Here is an 18250-nt window from a genome sequence, read left to right as displayed (position 1 = left end):
CAGACATCAGCCGCAACTCAGCCGCGACAAAAGGCCCTTGAGCGAGGCGCCGGCAAGTGTGGCAACCCCGGCGCGACCATGGGGCATGAGGGTGCGACTTAGTAGGCTAACCGGGTAGGTTAACCGGCGCCGCGGGACGAACGCGGCCGGTGGGGTGTTTGCTTGTCAGTGCGAAGGAAGAAGGCGTTGGCATGGGACGTGGTATCGAAGGTGTAACCCACCTCGGCCATGATCTGCGTCAATTGCTCTAGGCCAACGTGACCGAATTCGATGCAGAGCACCGTCGGCAGTACGGCGCTGCCGCGCATGCCTTCGATGGCTGCCAATTCATGCCCTTCCACGTCCAGCACCATCAGGTCGAGGGAGCGGATGCCGTGCTCCTCGATCAGTGAACGGTAACTGCGTCGTGGCACGACGAATGTTTCATAGTCACAGCCCAGGCTGTCCAGTTCGACGCGATGCGCCTCGCTGTGAGCGACGCTGCCGTTGCCGAAATCCTGCCCCAGGCGCGGGTGAATGGCGTGAGTGAAGGAGATGCTACCGTCGCTATCGGACAGGGCGGCGTGAATATTGAGTGCATCAGGCCGGTTTTGGCATAGCTTGTGGTAGATCGGCGGCGATGCTTCGAGGTTGATGGCGCGCCAACCCATCGTCTCGGCGAAGAACAGGCACGAACTCTCCACCACGCCGTCGAATGCACCACACTCCAGGCAGGGTGCCCCGGAGCAGGGAGTGACCGAAGTATCGTTCGTAGATCACCTGGTCGACGGGTGGGATGAATTGTCCGTGGAACGTCAGCGACGGTGCGGTCGCGGTGCTTTCCTCGGGCTTGGCGCTCTCCTCGACCTTGGCGCTCTCCTCAGTCTCGCTGCCTTCCTCGCTCTGGGCTACGGCGTCACGTTCGCGGCGGCGCAGCAGGCGCCAGAAACCTGGGCGATCCGAGGACGAGGAAGACGGCTTTTTCAACACTGTATCCGAATGCCCTTGTGGCTGATCCTGCGCCAACGCCAAGGCCTACCTCACGTCTGGTGGCAACGGGCGAAGAGGTTACCATCGAGCGTAGCTGTGGCCATCTGAACACTCAGATGGTTCCGCCAGCAGTGACCCGCCACGCTAATGCTTACGACCGCTGAAGGCGACCTCGCCATGCGGGTTGTAGTCGAGGGTCGGCGGCGTGCGGTCGAGATCAAGGCGCAACGTCGTATCGCCACCGGTACTGAGGATCAGGTTGTCGATGCGATCGAGGTCCACATCCACGGTCCCCAAGCGCGTATAATCGGCGCTGACGCGCACCGTCCGGGCGTCGATCTTGCGGATGGTCAGTGTCACATCGTTGCGTGAACTGCCGCGCGAGTCAGCGATGACGGCACCGACATAGGTTCCCACCACCAGATCGGTCAAGCTGGTTGTCGCGGCCGCCGTGCCGGTGACGGAGGGAGCGGCCGCGTTAGGAGTTGTGGCAGCGCCAGGGGGTGCGNNGCGTCGGTAGCTGGACGCTCGCTCTGCGGCGTCGCAATGATGGGTGGCGGTACGGCGGGCCGATGCATGGACCACAGGCCGGTGCCGAGCGCCAGCGCCAGGATCGCCAGCGCCACCAGCGCCCAACGCCAACGCTTGCCGCCGCTTCCACGCCCTGCAGGAAGGGTCCCGGCGACGGGACGGAGCGGCGGCGCCGATCGTCGCCCGCACGCCTTCACACAGCGCCTGGAAGCCCGGGCGTGCGGCATCGCCTGCCCAGTCGGTCAAATCCGCGGTTTGCCGGCGGCGAAATTCGAGCGGCGGCCTGATATTGGAGATCAGCACCGGCACGAGGACGCCGCGCTCGGCGGCCACGGCGGCTTCATTCTTCACCCACTCGCTGGCAACCGAATGGTCCGACCAGAGCACGACCACGCTTTTCGCCGCGTGCAGTTCCCGCTCGATCGCCTGATCGAAGGCCTCGCCGACGATGATCCGGTGATCCCACCACACCGACCAGCCTTCCAAGGCCAGCGCCTCGGCCAACGCCTGGGCACTGGCGCGATCCTCGCGCGCATAGCTGAGAAAAATGTCGGCCATGCGCTATTCCTACAGCGGTTGCGGACGTCGGTCACCGGGATAGTTAGCGGTCGAGTAGCTCGGCCATTCGGCTCCGCCCTCACAGATCCGGGCAGGCGGCTTTCCCGCACCCGGCTCTTCCCGGAAGTCACCCGCATCGGGCCGCACGTGGTATCCAGGGGTGGGTGATGCGAGGCTGTGGCAAGGGCAAGCACGCGGTCAGAGCGTCGAACCAGTCCCAGCCCATACGCCGGTTCTTCTGGCTTCGCCGCTTCAGGCAGCGGAACCAGATGCGCCGGACTTCCCGCAGGAACCCGTTCAGCGAGCGCCAGTTGTGCGGCATGCCGAAATAGCCGTAATGCCCGCGGAGCACGCTGGCGTACCAGCGATGCTGCTCGGCCAGCGGCGCGTGCATGCGCCGCAACGCTTCCTGGCGCACCTCCTTGAGCTTGCGCGTCAGGCGGTTGCTCTGCGTCTTGTGCTTGACGATGAACCTGCCGTCACGGGTCCACCCGCAGTAGTGGGTAAACCCGAGAAAGGCGAAGGTCTCCGGACGCCGCGTGCCGCGCTGTTGCCGAGCCATGGCCGGTAGGCGGCCAAACTCGATCAGTCGCGTTTTGTCCTCGTGAAGCGACAAGCCGAACTTGGCCAGCCGTTCCTTGAGGTCGGCCAGCATCCGCCGTGCATCGGCCGCGCTCTCGAAGCCCATAACGAAGTCATCGGCGTAGCGCACGACCGACACCCGACCGCGTGCGTGCCGACCACGCCATCGATGGACCCACAGATCGAGCACGTAATGCAGGAAGATGTTGGCCAGCAGCGGGCTGATGCCCGCCCCTTGCGGCGTTCCTTGCTCCGTCTCGCGCCACTCATCGCTCTCCAGGATGCCGGCCTCGAGCCACATCCGGATCAGCCGGAGAACCCGAGGATCGGCCACCCTATGCGCCAGCATCCGCAGCAGCCACTCGTGGTCAACCGAGTCGAAAAAGCTACGGATGTCAGCATCGAGCACCCAGTTCGTGCGCTGGCTCATGATCGCGGTGTGCAACGATGACAGAGCCATGTGTGGGTTCCGCCCAGGCCGGAAGCCGTAGGAGAACCCGAGGAAGTCGGCCTCGTAGACAGCACTCAGCACCTCGGCTACCGCACCCTGGACGATCTTGTCCTCCAGGGTCGGCACGCCAAGCGGCCGCCGACCGCCATCGGCTTTCGGGATGTAGACACGCCGAACCGGCTGCGGCCGGTAGCGCCCGGTGTGGACCCGTGCGCAGAGGTCGTGGAGGTTGGTCTCCAAGTTCTGCTCGTAGTCCGCCACCGTGATCCCATCGACTCCCGCACTTGCTCGCCGCTTCTGGCGCCTGAACGCCCTTTCGAGCGCCTCGACGTCAACGTGGTGCAGCAGAGCGGTGAACCGGGTCTGGACGGCCGAGCGGGCCGCCGCGTTCACCCGTGCGAGGTTGGATGGCAGGGCTGCCCGGCTCTGGGTCCGGACCCGGCTCCCCTCGCGTAGGCTCCTTCCGGGCTGGTCCCTTCCCTCGGCGCGTCTCGTTTCCTTCGACGGCGTCATCGGTAGTACGAACCAGTCCGACTCCCGACCTCAGCTCGGATGACGGCTCTGGCATCGCCTCGCCCCCATCCCCCGCCAGCGACCAATCTGGCGGACCCGGTCGGGCCTCTCATGTTCCGGTGAATACCTTCCATACGTGATCCGGCCTTCGACCCCGGCGAAGCGACGTCATCTCGCATAACGATGACGCACGTGCTGCCTTCGAGACTGGGAACCCTCTCGGCCTTCGCGATCTTCCACCTTTCGAGGCTCAATCCCGCACCCCGTATGGCCCCTGTCTACACTTCAGACCCCGCGTTACCACGACGCCCGCAAGACTCGGTCCCGGCCCGCCCGCTACGGCTTTGGCCAGATGAGACTTCCACTCATAGGCATTCATCAGCTTTGCATGACGTACTCCGAGGAGATGGTGGAAATTAGCGGCGAGCGGCGCGCCGGAGCGACCGGCGACGAGTCTGGCGCAGGCGCGCCGCGGTGATGAGGTAGCCATCGGGACTGTCGGCTAGGGTGGAGTTGCGACGCTTCACCGGGAACCGAGNNGAGACCCCGATGACCGAGGACAGAATGGCGCTGATCGAAGCAATTCAGAAGGCCGACGACGGCAATTTCCTGCGTGCGCTGGCGGAGACGGTGCTGCAGATCATCATGGACGCCGACGTTGAGGCGCTGATCGGCGCCGGCCGGCATGAACGCGCGGACGGTCGACTGACCTATCGCAACGGCTATCGTGACCGGACGCTGGAGACGCGGCTGGGGTCTCTCAACCTGTGGATCCCGAAGCTGCGCCAAGGGTCGTACTTCCCCGGCTTCCTGGAGCCGCGCCGGACGGTAGAGAAAGCTTTGGTATCGGTGATCCAGGAAGCCTAGATCGGCGGCGTCTCCACCCGCCGGGTCGACGAACTGGTACAGGCGATGGGGATGACCGGCATTTCCAAGTCCTCCGTCAGCAAGCTGTGCAAGGACATCGACGAGCGGGTGAACAGCTTCCTGACCCGCCCCCTCGCCGGCGAATGGCCGTACCTGTGGCTCGATGCCACCTACCTGAAGGTTCGGGCGGCCGGCCGGATTGTCTCGGTGGCGGCGATAATCGCCGTTGCCGTCAACACCGACGGCCGGCGCGAGATCATTGGCTTGCACATCGGCCCGTCGGAGGCCGAGGTGTTCTGGTCGGATTTCCTGAAGAGCCTCAAGGCTCGCGGCCTCACCGGCATCAAATTGGTGATCTCCGACGCCCACGAGGGGTTGAAGGCGGCGATCGTCCGCGTCCTCGGCGCCACCTGGCAACGCTGCCGGGTGCACTGGACCCGCAATGCGCTCGCTTACGTGCCGAAGGGCCGGCACACCATGGTCGCCGCCGCACTGCGCCAGGCGTTCCAGCAGCCCGATCATGCGACGGCGCGGACGGCGCTGCTGCACGTCGCCGACATGATGCGCGTCCGCTGGCCGAAGCTTGCCGACTTCATCATCGACAGCGAAGCCGACGTGCTCGCCTACATGACCTTCCCCAGCCAGCACCGGACCAAGTTGCACTCCACCAACCCATTGGAACGCCTAAACAAAGAGGTCAAGCGACGGGCCGATGTCGTTGGCATCTTCCCCAACGAGGACTCGATCGTGCGGCTCATCGGCGCCGTCCTCCTCAAGGCCAACGACGACTGGCAGCTCCAGCACCGTTACATGCAGATCGAAGGCATGGCCGAGCTCAACACTGGCCCAGGCAACGATCACCTGCTTGATGCTACACCACAAGCCGCATGACCCATGGCCACTTCAAATCACACCCGAATTTCCACCAGCTTGACGGACGTGATCCCGGGATACCGGGCGCCCCCGCCAGGATAATGATCATTGGCCCCGCTGCCGCCGCCGCCGTCGATCACATCGTCGGCGCTGGGGGCAGGTGCTCCTGGGCAATTGCGAGGTGCGGCGGAGGGAGGCCCGGACAAGGGGGAGCCCGATGTCCGGGGCCGTGCGCCTTCCTGCGGTCGATGACCTTAGGAAAGTCGGAGTTATGTCGCTCGAACAGGACGCAATGGGCGTTGTCGGCAAGGCCAGGGCGGTTCCCATTGCTCGGCTGCCGACATCGCAGGCTGGTCTTTGTCAGAGGGTCAATACGGTTCGGGCACAAACCCGCTCGGTGGCAGGACGACAACGCCCACCGCCTCGGCATACTGCTGCCACAGCAGCCGCATGGCGGCGATACGCCCTGGCCACCAGGGCGCGAGGTTGTCTTGCTCGCCCGGATCCGTGCGCAGGTTGTATAGCTGCCAGCGCGGCGCGCGACCGTCCGGCTCCTGCTGATAAATCGCCTTCCAATTGTCGAGGCGGACGGCACGCATGCCGAATTGCTCCCAACCGAAGACCTCGTCCGGCCCGTGCACGCTGTCCGCAAGATTGTTCAGGTAACGCACCAGCGACGTGCCGCGCATCGGTTCAACCGGCCGTGCCTTGAACGTATCCGGATGGTCGACATCGGCCAGGTCGAGGATCGTCGGCGTGATATCCTGAACGGTCGCGAACGCCCGCCCGATCGAATGCTGCCGCCGCACCCCAGGGTAGGTGATGAATGCTGGAACGCGAATCCCGCCTTCACTCACATACTCCTTCTGCAGCCGGGACGGCGCGGTCGCCGCCTGTGCCCACTGGATTCCGTAACCGACGAAGGAGGTGACGTTACCGAGGTTCTCAAGCCGGTTGTCCCAGCCGGTAGGCGGGATGATCCGGCTGCCTTCGGCACCGTTGTCGGCCAGGAAGATGATCACCGTATTGTCGAGTTCGCCGGTCTGGCGGAGACGACGGATCACCCGACCGACGTTGCGATCAAGGCGATCGACCATCGCCGCATAGATTTCCATCTTGCGGCTCGATATGGCCCGCTCCTCGCTGGTGAGCTTGCCCCAGGGGTTCCGTACTGGNAAGGGATGAGCGTCCGCTGCCGCCGCCGGCGACAACAAGCCGAGTGCGATCTGCCGCTGCAGACGCTCACGACGCAATGCTGCAGGCCCGGCATCGTAGCGGCCGCGGTATTTGTCCTTATCCTCCGGTGGAATCTGCAGCGGCCAGTGTGGCGCGGTAAAGGTAAGGTAAGCGAAGAACGGTCGATCGTCGTGATTCGTCTGCCGCAGCTTCAGATACTCGAGCAGTTTAGTGGCATAGAAGTCGGATGAATAGAAATCATCCGGCACATCAACGAGCTTGCCGTCTTCGGCGTAAGGAATGTTGGCAATCGGCGAGTTGGGCACACCCGCTGTCCGCTTGAAGTGCAGCTGACCGCCTCCCAGAAGCCCGAACGAGTGCTCGAAGCCACGCGCCTGTGGTGACCTGTCGAGGGTGGCGCCGAGATGCCACTTACCGGCCATCAGCGTGTAATAGCCCGCCGCTTGCAACAGTTCCGGCAGGGCGGCAACCCGGTCGTTGAGATAGTCCTCGTACCCCGGCTTGCCTTGCGTCTCCGCCGGACCGCCACCCATCCAGCCGATGCCGGCGATGTGGGTGTCAGTCCCGGTGAGGAGTTCGGCGCGGGTTGGCGCGCAGACCGACTGGGAATGGAATTGGGTGAAGCGCAAGCCCTGTCGCGCCAAACCGTCCAGGTTGGGCGTGTGAATCTCACCGCCGAAAGCGCCGAGATCGGAGTAGCCCAGGTCATCGGCAACAATGAGGAGGAAATTTGGCCGGTCGGCGGCCGCGTTCGCCGGCATGAGCGTCGCCATCGTCAGGACGGCAGCCAAGGCAAGCGCGAGGGGCGTTCGTCGGGATCTTCGCTCATTCCCGATCATCTCAGCTCTCCTTCAAGATGATGAAACTGATGGCGACACACATCCATAAGCGGCAACATACACAATTATCTCTATCGATTAACTAGTGTTAATAGTACGCCCATACGCTGTCAATGCGCTCTGTTCCACAAACGCGATGATGTTGAATCCGCCGCAGCCGACACCGCGTGTGGGCCGGGCGGTGAATGCGTACCCCTTCCCCACGAGCCTGACCGCCGCCACGACCAGCCAGCCGACATTCACCACCGATGGCCCCGTCCTGCCCGCTGGGGGCCTTATCGCAACCTGCAAGCGACGCCGGCACTGATCGAGGCAGCCAGTCGACGGGGAATTTCGCCGACGCACATCATCTGCACCGGCGACGTGGTCGCCTCTGGCGGCGACGGCGTCATCGGCGGCCATGCAGGGGAGCAAACGGATATTGCGTATCGTTAACGCTGCGCTGGGCGTTGCCCGCGCCTATCCGTGCCGGCGGGACTAGTACTTGGTGCTACCAGGCATCTTCCGGCTGGCGACTGCTCCAGCACTGGGCGCAGGCTATCCCCATGAGGAAGGTGTAGAGCGCCGCCACCGCCGGAATCTGCAGGCTGAAGTCCACCGTTGAATGGACCGCCACGAGAACCGTCGCTGCCAAGCCGACGCAGGGATAGACGGCATCGCGGCGCCGGCGGCGAATGCCCAGGGCGCAGATGACGGCGAGAGAGAGCAGCACCCCGTACAGCGCCGTCGCCGCCGGCAGCCCCAGCTCCAGCGCGTTTTCCAGATAGACGCTGTGCGCCTTGGTATAGGTTCCGAGAATGTCGGCCGTCCGATAGAAGCGAAACACCTCCTCGAAGGTGCCGTAACCGCTGCCGATCGTCGCGCTGTCGGCAATGGCGGCGATCACCCGCTCGTAGACCAGCGGCCGCTCTTCCTCCGCCACGGAGGTCTCGAGCAGGCGGACAAGGATCTGCTGACCGTTGAACATCAGGAACAGCGTGAGCACCATCGCCGTCACGCCGCCCAGGCCGATGGCGAGACGCCGGTCAACCGCGCGCGTCATGCCCGCGGCGACGAGAAACGCTCCGAGCGCCAGCATCGTGCTGAAGAAGCCGGCGCGCGAGTGAGTCAACACCAGCGCCAGTAACAGCGTCAGCCAGCAAACGACGAGCAGCCAGCCCTTCTCGGCGATGGCTTCGATGATCCTTAACAGGCTCTCGGCGATGGACGATTGCACCAACGTCGCCTTGGTGACGGTCACCGTAATCAGCCCCGTGGCACACACCAGGGCAAGGCCGGCGAAGGTTGCGAAGCTGTTGCGGTTGACAAAGGTACTGGTCAGATCGTTGACGTAGGCCGTCTTGCGGAAGAACAGGATCAGCTCGAGGCCAAGAAAATACATGATAAGGCCGTACAGAGCATAGATTGCTCCCGCATAGGTGAGGACGACCAGGGCGCGGTGGGCACGGCTGCTGCGCCGACCGTACTGCAGCGCGAGCCAGAAGATGCCGCCGTAGGTCAGCAGACGAGTAATCGCCGACACCGTCTGAAATGGATCGATGCTGATCGATCCCGGCAGCGTCCAGGTCAGCGCGCTGTCGGCCAGCGCCCAAAGCGGATGGTGCCAGGCGGCTGGAGTGAACGACCGGGTTTGCAGCCAGGCCCAAAGCACCACCAGCGTGAACAACAGCACGACCGGCCACACCCGGCGCATGCCGAACGCCGGCGACTGCCGTCCGCTGGCAACGGCCCCGGCCCACAACAGGAGGAGGAGGCCGACGAGGCAAGCCAGCAGCCCCCAGCTCCAGGCGTCGACACAACCGAGCGGCAGCGGAGCGAGAGTGATGATCGCGAGTAACGACCAGAACAGCAATGGCCGGTCGGTTCGGCCGGCTGGCACGACTGTCTCGGTGGCGGTTTCGCTCATGGCTAGCATAATCCCCTGAGGGCGGAGAGTTCAGCCTTAGAAAGAACTGTCCGAAGGCGTAGGACTGGCGGTGTTGCTGTTGGCGGACAAGGACGTCGCAGACGGTTTTGGCAACTCGATGACCGCACTAAGGCCACCTGCCGCACGATTGCGCAAGCTGACGTTGCCCCCATGCAGCCTGACGGCGGAACGAACGACAGCCAGACCAAGCCCGACACCCCCGGTTTCGCGACTGCGCGACGTTTCAACCCGATAAAAGGGTGTGAACACCTTGTCAATCTCGCCTGTGGGGATACCCGGGCCATCATCATCGATTGTGACGCGAAAAGTCGCCGGCAACTCTTCCAGCATGGCGCGAGCACAGCCACCGTATTTGACGGCGTTGTCCACAAGGTTGGCAAACGCCCGCTTCAACGTCTGCGGCCGCCCGACGTAAGCGGCGTGGTCCGGGCCGTCATACTTGGCATCGCCACCGCTGTCCTCTGCCTCTTCGCAGACGGTCTGTAGCAGCACCGCCAAGTCGAACGAGACATCAGCTTCGCGACTTGTTTCATCGCGGGCAAAGGCCAGGGAGGCTTCGACCATGGACTGGATCTCGCTGAGATCGGCGAGAATCTTCCGTTGCTGCTGTTCATCGTCGATCAGCTCCGCCCGCAGTTTCAATCGCGTAATCGGCGTGCGAAGGTCGTGTGACAACGCCGCCAGCATCTGCAGCCGGTCGCGTAGCAGCGCCTGCAGCCGAGTCTGCATCTGATTGAAGGCCGCAGCCGCCCGCTGAACTTCGATTGGTCCCGCTTCTACCAAGGGCGGCGCGTCCACGTCCCGCCCCAGTCGCTCGGCGGCAGAGGTGAACATGGACAATGGGCGCGCCGCGCGGCGGACCGCCCACAGGGATAGTGCGGCGACCGCGAGGGTGCTGCCGACGACAACGAAGAACAGCGGCGTCGCCCAAAACGGCTGGAATGCGGCCGCCGGCGTAACGAAGTTGAGCCAGCTGCCGTCGCTCAGGCGAAGCGAACCGATCAGGGCACTCTTCTCCCGGTACTGATCACGGCCCTGGTCCCGGTCGCCATATCTGGCGTCCCCGGCGGTGCATCGGGCGGGCGGCGCGGGGCGATGTCGTCGCCATCCGGCCTCGGAGGACCAGCGTCGCCGATGCGGGCGCCGCCGCGCCCGCGTCCCGGCGGGCGTGGCGGCAGACCGTAGGCAAGCAGCAGGCGATTATTCCAGTCGGCGCCCAGTTCACTCAGCAGCGCGCGACGGATGAGGAGGCNNCGCTGAGGCCAGTGAGATCGCCCTGGGCGAGNNCGGGCTTGGCGACCAGGAGATGTACAGCCCCGGCCGACGCATCGACCGGGCAAGTCCGGCACGATCGGCCGGGTCAGTCGCTTCGAAGACGCGAACAACGTCCGCCATCCGCTCCGCCAGATCCTGGCCGCGGGCACTGGTGAGTACGTCAAAGCGATCGCCCGAATAAACCAGCAGCCCGATCAGATTGGAGACGACCACCCCGAGCAGGAGAACCAGCGCCGAGCGTCCCACCAGCGAGCGCGGCCACAGACGCCCGCTCATTGCCGTTCCACCCTGGGCGCGAACAGATAGNCCGCCGCCGCGGACGGTCTTGATCAGCGCCGGGTCGCTGGGATCGGTTTCGATTTTCCGCCGCAAACGACTGACCTGGACATCGATGCTGCGATCGAAGGGCTGGGCGTCACGGCCCCGCGCCAGATCGAGCAACTGATCGCGACTGAGGATGCGTTGCGGATGCGAGGCGAAGGCTGCCAGGAGATCGAATTCGCCGGTGGATAAAGGGACGAGCAAGCCTTGCGGTGACGTCAGCGTGCGCTGGTCAAAGCGCAGCGACCAGCCGTCGAAGGTCAATACGCGTCCACCGCTACCGCCTGCGGCCGGTTGCTCGGTCGCGGCCGGCGCCATGGTCGCTGTTCGCCGCAACACGGCCTTGATCCGGGCCAGCAGCTCACGTGGGTTGAACGGCTTCACCAGGTAGTCGTCGGCGCCCATTTCGAGACCAACAATCCGGTCCACCTCATCGCCCATCGCCGTGAGCATGATCACCGGCAGCGACGAGCGCGAACGCAGATGCCGACAAAGGGCGAGGCCGTCCTCGCCCGGCAACATCACGTCGAGGACGATGAGATCAATCGCCAGATCGGCAAGCGCCTTCCACATCTCGCGCCCATCGACCACGGTGGTAATCCGAAAACCGTGTTTGACGAGGAAACGACCGAGCAGGTCGCGAATTTCGCGGTCATCGTCGACAATCAGGATGTGTGAAGTGCTGGCCATCGTGGAGCGATCATACCCTGCGACGCGCCCTGCAGTGGGCGCTCTTTGGTAACAGAATGTTGCGGCGCCCGGGATTGTCATCGAGCGTTACCGTTTGCCCTTGTCGCCGACATCGACCGGAAATGCAGTGACCCTAATCTCATCCCGTTCGCACGCCGGCTTGTGCCGACGTTCGCGAACGACGATTGCAGATGGAGGAAAAGATGCAACGCTCATTGGTGCGCACGGCCGCCGCCGCACTGTTGATTCTTGGCGCCGGTTCAGGCGTCGCGATCGCCCAAAGTCCGGGCGGTGGTCCGGGATGTCCGGGTGCCGGCGGACCAGGGGCGATGCTGCTGCAGCAGTTCGATACCAACGGCGACGGCAAGATATCCAAAGAGGAGTTCGATGCCGGGCATGCGAAGATGTTCGTCACCATCGATACCAACAAAGATGGCGTGCTGAGTGTGGAAGAACTGGCCCAGTTCCCTCAGGTCATGCAGGTCTTGCGGACCCAGCAAGCTTTCGCCGCGATGGACAAAAATAACGATGGAATTATCAGCAAGGAGGAGTTCATCCAGTTTAGTCAGGCACGAGCCGCCGAACGCTCCCAGCAAAAGTTCGCCAGGATCGATACCAACAGCGATGGCAGCATTAGTCGCGAAGAATTCGCCAACGCCAGCGCCGCGCGATTTGCCGCCCGGGATATGAACGACGACGCACTGGCCGGTGACGAGATCGGCTGCGGGCGGGGAGGTGGCCCAAGGAAGGGGCCGGCAGCACCGCCGCGGTAACCTTCGCTCTGCCCGAAGGAGCGAAACAGGTAGGTCACCCCACGCTACGCCGCTTCGCCGCTTCGCCGCCGCGGCGGCGCCAATCGTCGCCGCGGAACGGACTCAATAACACAATCGGTGACGCAAGACTTGATCCGGCTGGCCGCAACAGCATAGGGTCTCGCAACGCAGCCGCTTGTCACAACGGCTGGGAGTTGTTTTGTTCGCATTTCTTTTCCCTTCCGTTTTCGATGCCGCATCGGAGGCTCCCTCGATGACAGCGTACCTGTACGACATTAAAGATCCCGCCCTCGCCGAGGCAGGAACCAACCGAATCGAGTGGGCCTATGCCGAAATGCCCGTGCTCCGCCTATTGGCCGATCGCTTCGTCGCTGCACGGCCGCTGGCGGGAATCAGGATTGCCGCCTGCCTGCACGTCACCGCGGAAACCGCCAACCTCGCCCGCGTCCTGACTGCCGGCGGTGCTGAAGTCGCTTTGTGCGCCAGCAACCCGCTCAGCACGCAGGACGACGTCGCCGCCAGTCTGGCGTTGCACTACGGCATCTCGGTCTTCGCCCACCGCGGCGATGACAACGACAGCTACTACAGTCGGCTGCACGCTGCCCTCGACAGCCGGCCACAAATCTCCATCGACGATGGCGCTGATCTGGTCAATCTGCTGCACACCAAGCGTCGGGACCTGTTGCCGGACATCCTCGGTGGAACCGAGGAAACAACGACCGGCGTTATCCGTCTGCGCGCCATGGCCGCCGATGGCGCCCTGGAATATCCGATGATCGCGGTCAACGATGCCGCAACCAAGCACATGTTCGACAACCGCTACGGCACCGGGCAAAGCACGCTCGATGGTGTCCTGCGGGCGACCAACGTGCTCATCGCCGGCAAGGTGGTCACCATCTGCGGCTACGGCTGGTGCGGCCGCGGGGTAGCGATGCGCGCCGCCGGTCTTGGCGCCAAAGTGATCGTCACCGAAGTCAATCCGGTGCGGGCGCTCGAAGCGTCGATGGACGGTTTCCGGGTGATGCAACTGATCGATGCCGCCCCACAGACCGACCTGCTGATCACCGTCACCGGCGACAAGCACGTAGTCGACAGCCACCATCTCGCCAAACTGAAGGATGGCTGCATCATGGCCAACTCCGGCCACTTCGATGTGGAAATCAATCTTCCAGCGTTGAAGGCCGCCAGCAGCGGCGTGACCGCGCCACGACCAAACGTCGAGGAATATCGGATGCACGATGGCCGGCGGCTGCGCGTCCTCGGCGAAGGTCGCCTGGTCAACTTGGCGGCGGCGGAAGGTCACCCGCCGGCGGTGATGGACATGAGCTTCGCTAATCAGGCGCTCGCCGCCGTCCACATCCGCAACAACCATAATACGCTGGCGAAGCAGGTCTACACGGTTCCCGAAGAACTCGACATGGAGGTCGCCAGCCTCAAGCTCGCTTCCCTCGGCACGACCATTGACGTGCTGACGCCGGAGCAGGAGGCCTACCTGAAGTCCTGGCAAGAAGGGACCTGATCCGGGCGATGGCGCCGATGCGCGGCCGGATTGGCGTTGGATGCTGCTTGCTGTTGCTCNNGCCTGCCTCGCCGGCGGCGGCTGGTCGACGGACGCCCGGGCCGCCGAACCATTGCCACAGCTCGCGATCGATCGATCGCAGGTCTCGGTGTCCGGCGTTTCCTCCGGCGGCTATATGGCGACGCAGATGCTGGTCGCCCATTCAGCGACGATCATGGGTGTGGGGGTGCTGGCCGCCGGCCCGTGGTTCTGCGCCGGCACCAGCTTCCCCTGGAACGCGGTGACCGTCTTCGCCCGCTGCATGAACCTGCCCGACCTGCTGCCCTTCCTCGGTGCGCCCGACATCGCACCGATGGTCGAGGAAACGCGGACCCAGGCCCGCGCTGGTCGCATCGACGATCCGGCACATCTGGCTGACGCCCGCGTCTACCTGTTCAGCGGCACCGACGATGCACTGGTGCCGCGAGCGGTGGTCGATGCCCTCAAGGCCTATTACCTCCATTTCATCAGCCCCGAACACATTCGCTACGAAACCGGAATCAACGCCAATCACGCCATGATCACCGCCGGGTTCGGCAATCCGTGTACCGCCTTTGCCGCGCCCTTCCTCAACAACTGCCAGTACGACGCCGCCGGCAATCTTCTACAGCAGATCTATGGCCCGCTAACGCCGCCGACAGAGGCCCGCAGCAGCTTCGTGGCCTTCGATCAGCGGCCGTATTTCGCCCCGCAGCAGGCGATCGGCCTCGCCGAGGAAGGATACGCCTATATCCCCCAGGCGTGCAGGGCGGGAGGCTGCCGGCTGCACGTGGCGTTCCACGGCTGTGGCCAGAGTGCGGCACAGATTGGCGACGCCTTCTACCGCCACGCCGGCTACAATCAGTGGGCGGAGGCGAACCGCATCGTGGTCCTCTACCCGCAGACCTCCGCGATCACCACGCGCGTCCTCGGCCAGACGCTGCCGTGGCCAAACCCGCAGGCGTGCTGGGACTGGTGGGGTTTCACCGGCAACGACTACTATCTGCAGTCGGCACCGCAGATTCGCGCTGTTGCGGCGATGATTGAACGCCTGGAAGCGAAGGACTAGCAGCTATCGCAGCCGCACCCCAGATGTTCTTTACTGCAATGCTGATCGCCGTGTAACAGCTCATATTTCTGACAAGATTTCTCTGCTCAGGCGGGTGTTATTCAATCCCGGCTCTTGCCAGCGTGCCGCCCATCGCCCCACCGCCCGCCTACAAGTCCATAGCTCTTTTGCTGGAATTCTGTCCCGCTGCCTCGCCGCCAGAAACAATCCCTGGAAAGGCCGGGAACGGTCCCCACATGCTTGCGAGGCGGTTAACCCACGGATTGGCGGCAGGGAGACGGCTTCGTATGTTCGGTCTGGCACCGGCGCCCGAGCTTAGCCGCAGCGGTCAGGTTTGGTTCAACGTCGAGTATCCGCTATCGCTCGCCGATCTGCGCGGTCGATTGGTCATTCTCGATTTCTGGACCGCTTGCTGCGTCAACTGCCTGCATATCCTGCCGGTGCTGCAAACGCTGGAAGAGACATTCGGTGAGAGCCTGGTGGTAATCGGCGTCCATTCGCCGAAGTATCTCGCCGAACGCGATCCCAAGTGTCTGGCGAACGCAATCTGCCGCCTCGGCATCCGCCACCCGGTCATCCACGATCCCGATTTCTGTCTCTGGCGCGCCTATGGCATCTGCGCCTGGCCGACGCTCGTCTTCATCGGCCCCGACGGCAAGGTCGTCGGCGAGTTGCAAGGCGAACCGATTACCGAACGTTTGCTCGCCGGCGTCGGCCGGATGATTCGCCAATGGCGGCAAGAAGGCGTGCCGAGGCCGACTCCCCTGCCCTCACTGGTGGCGCCGACGCGTGACGGCCGCCTCGCCTTTCCCACCAAGATCAAGCGCCTGCGCCGACCGGGGAAAGCCAACCAGTGGGTCGTTGCCGACAGCGGCCACCATCAGATCGTCGTCTTCGATGACGACGGCCGGGAACGGCAGCGCTACGGCTCCGGGTTGCCGGGCTTTGTCGATACGGACGCCAGCCACTGCGCGTTCCGCAGCCCGCAGGGGCTGATCTGCGATGACCAGGGCATCTACGTCGCCGATACCGGCAACCATGCCATCCGCCACATCGATCTTGCCACCGGCGCCGTCAGCACCATCGCCGGAACCGGTGAGCGCGGCTGCATCCTGAAGCAGGCGCTGCCGGCGCGGCAGGCCGAGCTTGCCTCGGTGTGGGACCTGGAACTCAGCGGCGACCGCCTGTTCTTTGCCAATGCCGGCACCCACCAGCTGGGAGAGATCAGCCTGAGCCGCGGCGAGCTGCGTCCCCTCGCCGGCACCGGCGGCGAGGCGCTGGAGGACGGCGACGCTTCAGCGGCACAGCTGGCGCAACCGGCAGGACTCGCCCTCGATCCCGCCGGCTGCGCCCTCTACTTTGCCGACAGCGAGTCCTCATCGGTTCGCCGCCTCTGGCTCGCCGACCGGCCACAGGTGGAAACGCTGGTGGGTGCCGGCCTGTTCGACTTCGGCTGTTGCAACGGCGACTTTACCACGGCGAGATTGCAGCACTGCCGCGGTCTGGCCTGGTGGAACGGTAGCCTTCTGGTGGCCGACACCTACAACAGCATGTTGCGCCGGATTGACCTCGAGCAGCGCTGCGTCACCACCGTGGCCGGCTGCGGTCGCAATGGCACCGGCGATGGTGAACTCACGGGTGGCGAGCCGGCTGGTGTATGTGTGGATGGCACCGATCGCATCCTCGTCGCCGACACCAACCACCACCGCATCGTCGAGCTGCGTCCAGGCAGCGGAACCACCCACCTGTGGCCAACCTGACAGACAGGTGGGCGCAAGAAAATAGCGGCCGCGTCGGCCCAGGCGGTCTCGCCAAAGGGCAGGGACGGGTCCGGCCCTTTGCCAACGATCGCCGCAAACGTGTTGAAAAGGCCGCGAGTGGATCGCGTCAGCAGATCGAGTCGGCGCTAGCGTGGCTGGGGGCGGTCACTTCCCCTGGTCGACGTCTCGGCCCCACAACTGAGTACGGGCCTGGTCGTAATGCACCTTAGGATTGTAATAGGGTACATCGAGGCCGAGGCCTTGGGCGGTCAACCCACCGTCGGCGGCAAGAAGCTGATAGGCACCGAGGAGGGTGTCACGCTGGGCGGTGATCAGGCTGACGTCGGCATCGAGAACCTGCTGCTGGGCAATCAGCACGTCGGTCACCGTGCGCAAACCGAGCGACGCCTCGCGGCGGATGCCGTCGGCGGCGATCTGTGCCGACTTGAGCTGCGCCTTACTCGAGTCAACGTTTGACTTGGCACTCTGGTAGGATTGCCACGCCTGCACTGCTTCCTGCTGCGCCTGGCGCAATTGGGCTTCACGTTCCTGTTCGCGCTGCATCTGCAGTTGCTTTGATGCCCGCACCTGCGCGTCGAGAGCGCCGCCGCGGGCCAAGGGGACGGTCATCACCGCCAGGATCGACTGGTTGGCAGCACCGGCGTCACCCTGAATGGCAAACTGTGGCAATTGCTGGCCATTGCTGATGTCGATCCCGTCACTGGCCGCGCGCGCGCGCGCGTAGTTGGCGGCGATCACCGCCGGGGCGTCGGCGGAACGAGCAACTGCCTCTTCCTGTGACGCCGGCAGACCCTGCGGTTCGGGCGGCAGCGTGAGCGTCTCCGGCGGTCGGCCGATGACTTGCACGTAAGCGGCGCGGGCGGTGGCAAGGTTGCCCTCGGCCACGGTGCGCTGCGAGCGCGCCCGAGCAACGCTGGCCTCGGACTGGGCAACGTCGGAATTCCTGAGCTCGCCAAGCTGGAACCGGTGCTGCGCCGTCGCCAGATCGCGCTCCAGTTGCTGCTGCTGTCGCGTCGTTTCCTCAAGAATCGCCTGGTTACGGAGGACATCCAGATACGCTGTCGTCGCGTGCAGCAGCACGTCCTGTTCGGTGGCCGTCAGGCGAGCACGCTCCGCCTTGACGTTGCTTTTCGCCTGCTCAACCGTTGCTGGGGTGATGAAGTTATAGATCGGCTGCCGAACGCGAAAATCAAAGGATACCACCGCGCCTTCCGAACTGGAGAGTGTGCTCTGCTGGGATCCGCTGCTGGTGCCGGCAAGATCGGCCGCATATCCACCGCCCACGGACAGGTCGGCGGAAGGTCGCCAGCCAGCCAATGCCTGCGAGACCCCTTCATCGGTGCGACGGAGACTGGCCTCGGCCGCCGAGAGATTCGGATTGGTCTGGTAGGCGGTGGCGAGAGCCTCGTCCAGCGATTGCGCCGCCGCCGGTGAAGATGCCACCAGCAGTGCCAGCGGAACCATGGCGACCGAGAGACGCTGGGCACGCCGCGACGC

General features: G+C 64.4%; 12 protein-coding genes and 1 pseudogene. 5 read left to right on the top strand and 8 right to left on the bottom strand.

The window, feature by feature from the left end; genetic code table 11:
• Positions 1–119 precede the first annotated feature (119 nt).
• The 3 genes from HQ394_RS15955 to ltrA all read right to left on the bottom strand — a co-directional run bounded on the left by HQ394_RS15955 (position 120) and on the right by ltrA (position 3484).
• The gene (locus tag HQ394_RS15955) at positions 120–710 is read right to left on the bottom strand and encodes an FkbM family methyltransferase (RefSeq protein WP_223292123.1); all 591 of its coding nucleotides are present in this window, start codon (positions 708–710) and stop codon (positions 120–122) included.
• 403 nt (positions 711–1113) lie between these two features.
• A complete protein-coding gene (locus HQ394_RS15945; protein ID WP_190261049.1) occupies positions 1114–2058 on the bottom strand; it encodes a toll/interleukin-1 receptor domain-containing protein in 945 nt (314 codons plus the stop codon).
• Positions 2059–2185: 127 nt separating this feature from the next.
• Complete coding sequence (gene ltrA, locus HQ394_RS15940) at positions 2186–3484, bottom strand: group II intron reverse transcriptase/maturase (protein WP_223291639.1); 1299 nt, start codon at positions 3482–3484, stop codon at positions 2186–2188.
• A 669-nt stretch (positions 3485–4153) separates the two neighbouring features.
• On the opposite strand from ltrA, the pseudogene HQ394_RS15935 reads away from it, so the two are divergent.
• Positions 4154–5362, top strand: a pseudogene (locus HQ394_RS15935) (IS256 family transposase).
• 350 nt (positions 5363–5712) lie between these two features.
• On the opposite strand, the gene HQ394_RS15930 reads toward HQ394_RS15935, so the two are convergent.
• The 4 genes from HQ394_RS15930 to HQ394_RS15915 form a co-directional block, all read right to left on the bottom strand.
• Positions 5713–7302 (bottom strand): arylsulfatase, encoded by a 1590-nt coding sequence (locus HQ394_RS15930; protein WP_190263349.1) that lies wholly within the window; start codon positions 7300–7302, stop codon positions 5713–5715.
• A gap of 568 nt (positions 7303–7870) precedes the next feature.
• Positions 7871–9286, bottom strand: a complete 1416-nt coding sequence (locus tag HQ394_RS15925; protein ID WP_190261047.1) for an O-antigen ligase family protein — start codon at positions 9284–9286, stop codon at positions 7871–7873.
• A 36-nt stretch (positions 9287–9322) separates the two neighbouring features.
• On the bottom strand, positions 9323–10177 hold the full coding sequence (locus tag HQ394_RS15920) for an ATP-binding protein (protein ID WP_223292122.1): 855 nt from the start codon (positions 10175–10177) through the stop codon (positions 9323–9325).
• 351 nt (positions 10178–10528) lie between these two features.
• The gene (locus HQ394_RS15915; protein ID WP_190261045.1) at positions 10529–11593 is read right to left on the bottom strand and encodes a response regulator; all 1065 of its coding nucleotides are present in this window, start codon (positions 11591–11593) and stop codon (positions 10529–10531) included.
• Positions 11594–11784: 191 nt separating this feature from the next.
• Here HQ394_RS15915 and HQ394_RS15910 point away from each other — a divergent pair, with 191 nt between their 5' ends.
• From HQ394_RS15910 to HQ394_RS15895, 4 genes are all read left to right on the top strand, one after another.
• Positions 11785–12366 (top strand): EF-hand domain-containing protein, encoded by a 582-nt coding sequence (locus tag HQ394_RS15910; RefSeq protein WP_190261044.1) that lies wholly within the window; start codon positions 11785–11787, stop codon positions 12364–12366.
• Between the two features lie 253 nt (positions 12367–12619).
• Positions 12620–13885 carry an adenosylhomocysteinase gene (locus HQ394_RS15905; protein WP_190261043.1) on the top strand — a complete coding sequence of 422 codons (1266 nt, stop codon included), beginning with the start codon at positions 12620–12622 and terminating at the stop codon, positions 13883–13885.
• A 40-nt stretch (positions 13886–13925) separates the two neighbouring features.
• Positions 13926–14972, top strand: coding sequence for an extracellular catalytic domain type 2 short-chain-length polyhydroxyalkanoate depolymerase (locus HQ394_RS21615; RefSeq protein WP_190261042.1), 1047 nt, complete (start codon positions 13926–13928; stop codon positions 14970–14972).
• Positions 14973–15259: 287 nt separating this feature from the next.
• Positions 15260–16732, top strand: coding sequence for a thioredoxin-like domain-containing protein (locus HQ394_RS15895; RefSeq protein WP_190261041.1), 1473 nt, complete (start codon positions 15260–15262; stop codon positions 16730–16732).
• Between the two features lie 165 nt (positions 16733–16897).
• Here HQ394_RS15895 and HQ394_RS15890 read toward each other — a convergent pair whose 3' ends face one another.
• Positions 16898–18217, bottom strand: a complete 1320-nt coding sequence (locus HQ394_RS15890) for a TolC family protein (protein ID WP_190261040.1) — start codon at positions 18215–18217, stop codon at positions 16898–16900.
• Between the last annotated feature and the right edge of the window lie 33 nt (positions 18218–18250).

This window comes from Defluviicoccus vanus, assembly GCF_014672695.1.
Lineage (GTDB): Bacteria > Pseudomonadota > Alphaproteobacteria > Rhodospirillales > Defluviicoccaceae > Defluviicoccus > Defluviicoccus vanus.
The sequence above is the reverse complement of the archived record's forward strand: the minus strand, read 5'-3'. Positions and strand labels throughout refer to the sequence as shown.

Bases quoted from the DNA above. Each gene is read 5' to 3' on its own strand.
- HQ394_RS15925 (WP_190261047.1), bottom strand. From the start codon at position 9,286: ATGAGCGAAACCGCCACCGAGACAGTCGTGCCAGCCGGCCGAACCGAC.
- HQ394_RS15910 (WP_190261044.1), top strand. From the start codon at position 11,785: ATGGAGGAAAAGATGCAACGCTCATTGGTGCGCACGGCCGCCGCCGCA.
- HQ394_RS15905 (WP_190261043.1), top strand. From the start codon at position 12,620: ATGACAGCGTACCTGTACGACATTAAAGATCCCGCCCTCGCCGAGGCA.
- HQ394_RS15895 (WP_190261041.1), top strand. From the start codon at position 15,260: ATGTTCGGTCTGGCACCGGCGCCCGAGCTTAGCCGCAGCGGTCAGGTT.
- HQ394_RS15890 (WP_190261040.1), bottom strand. From the start codon at position 18,217: ATGGTTCCGCTGGCACTGCTGGTGGCATCTTCACCGGCGGCGGCGCAA.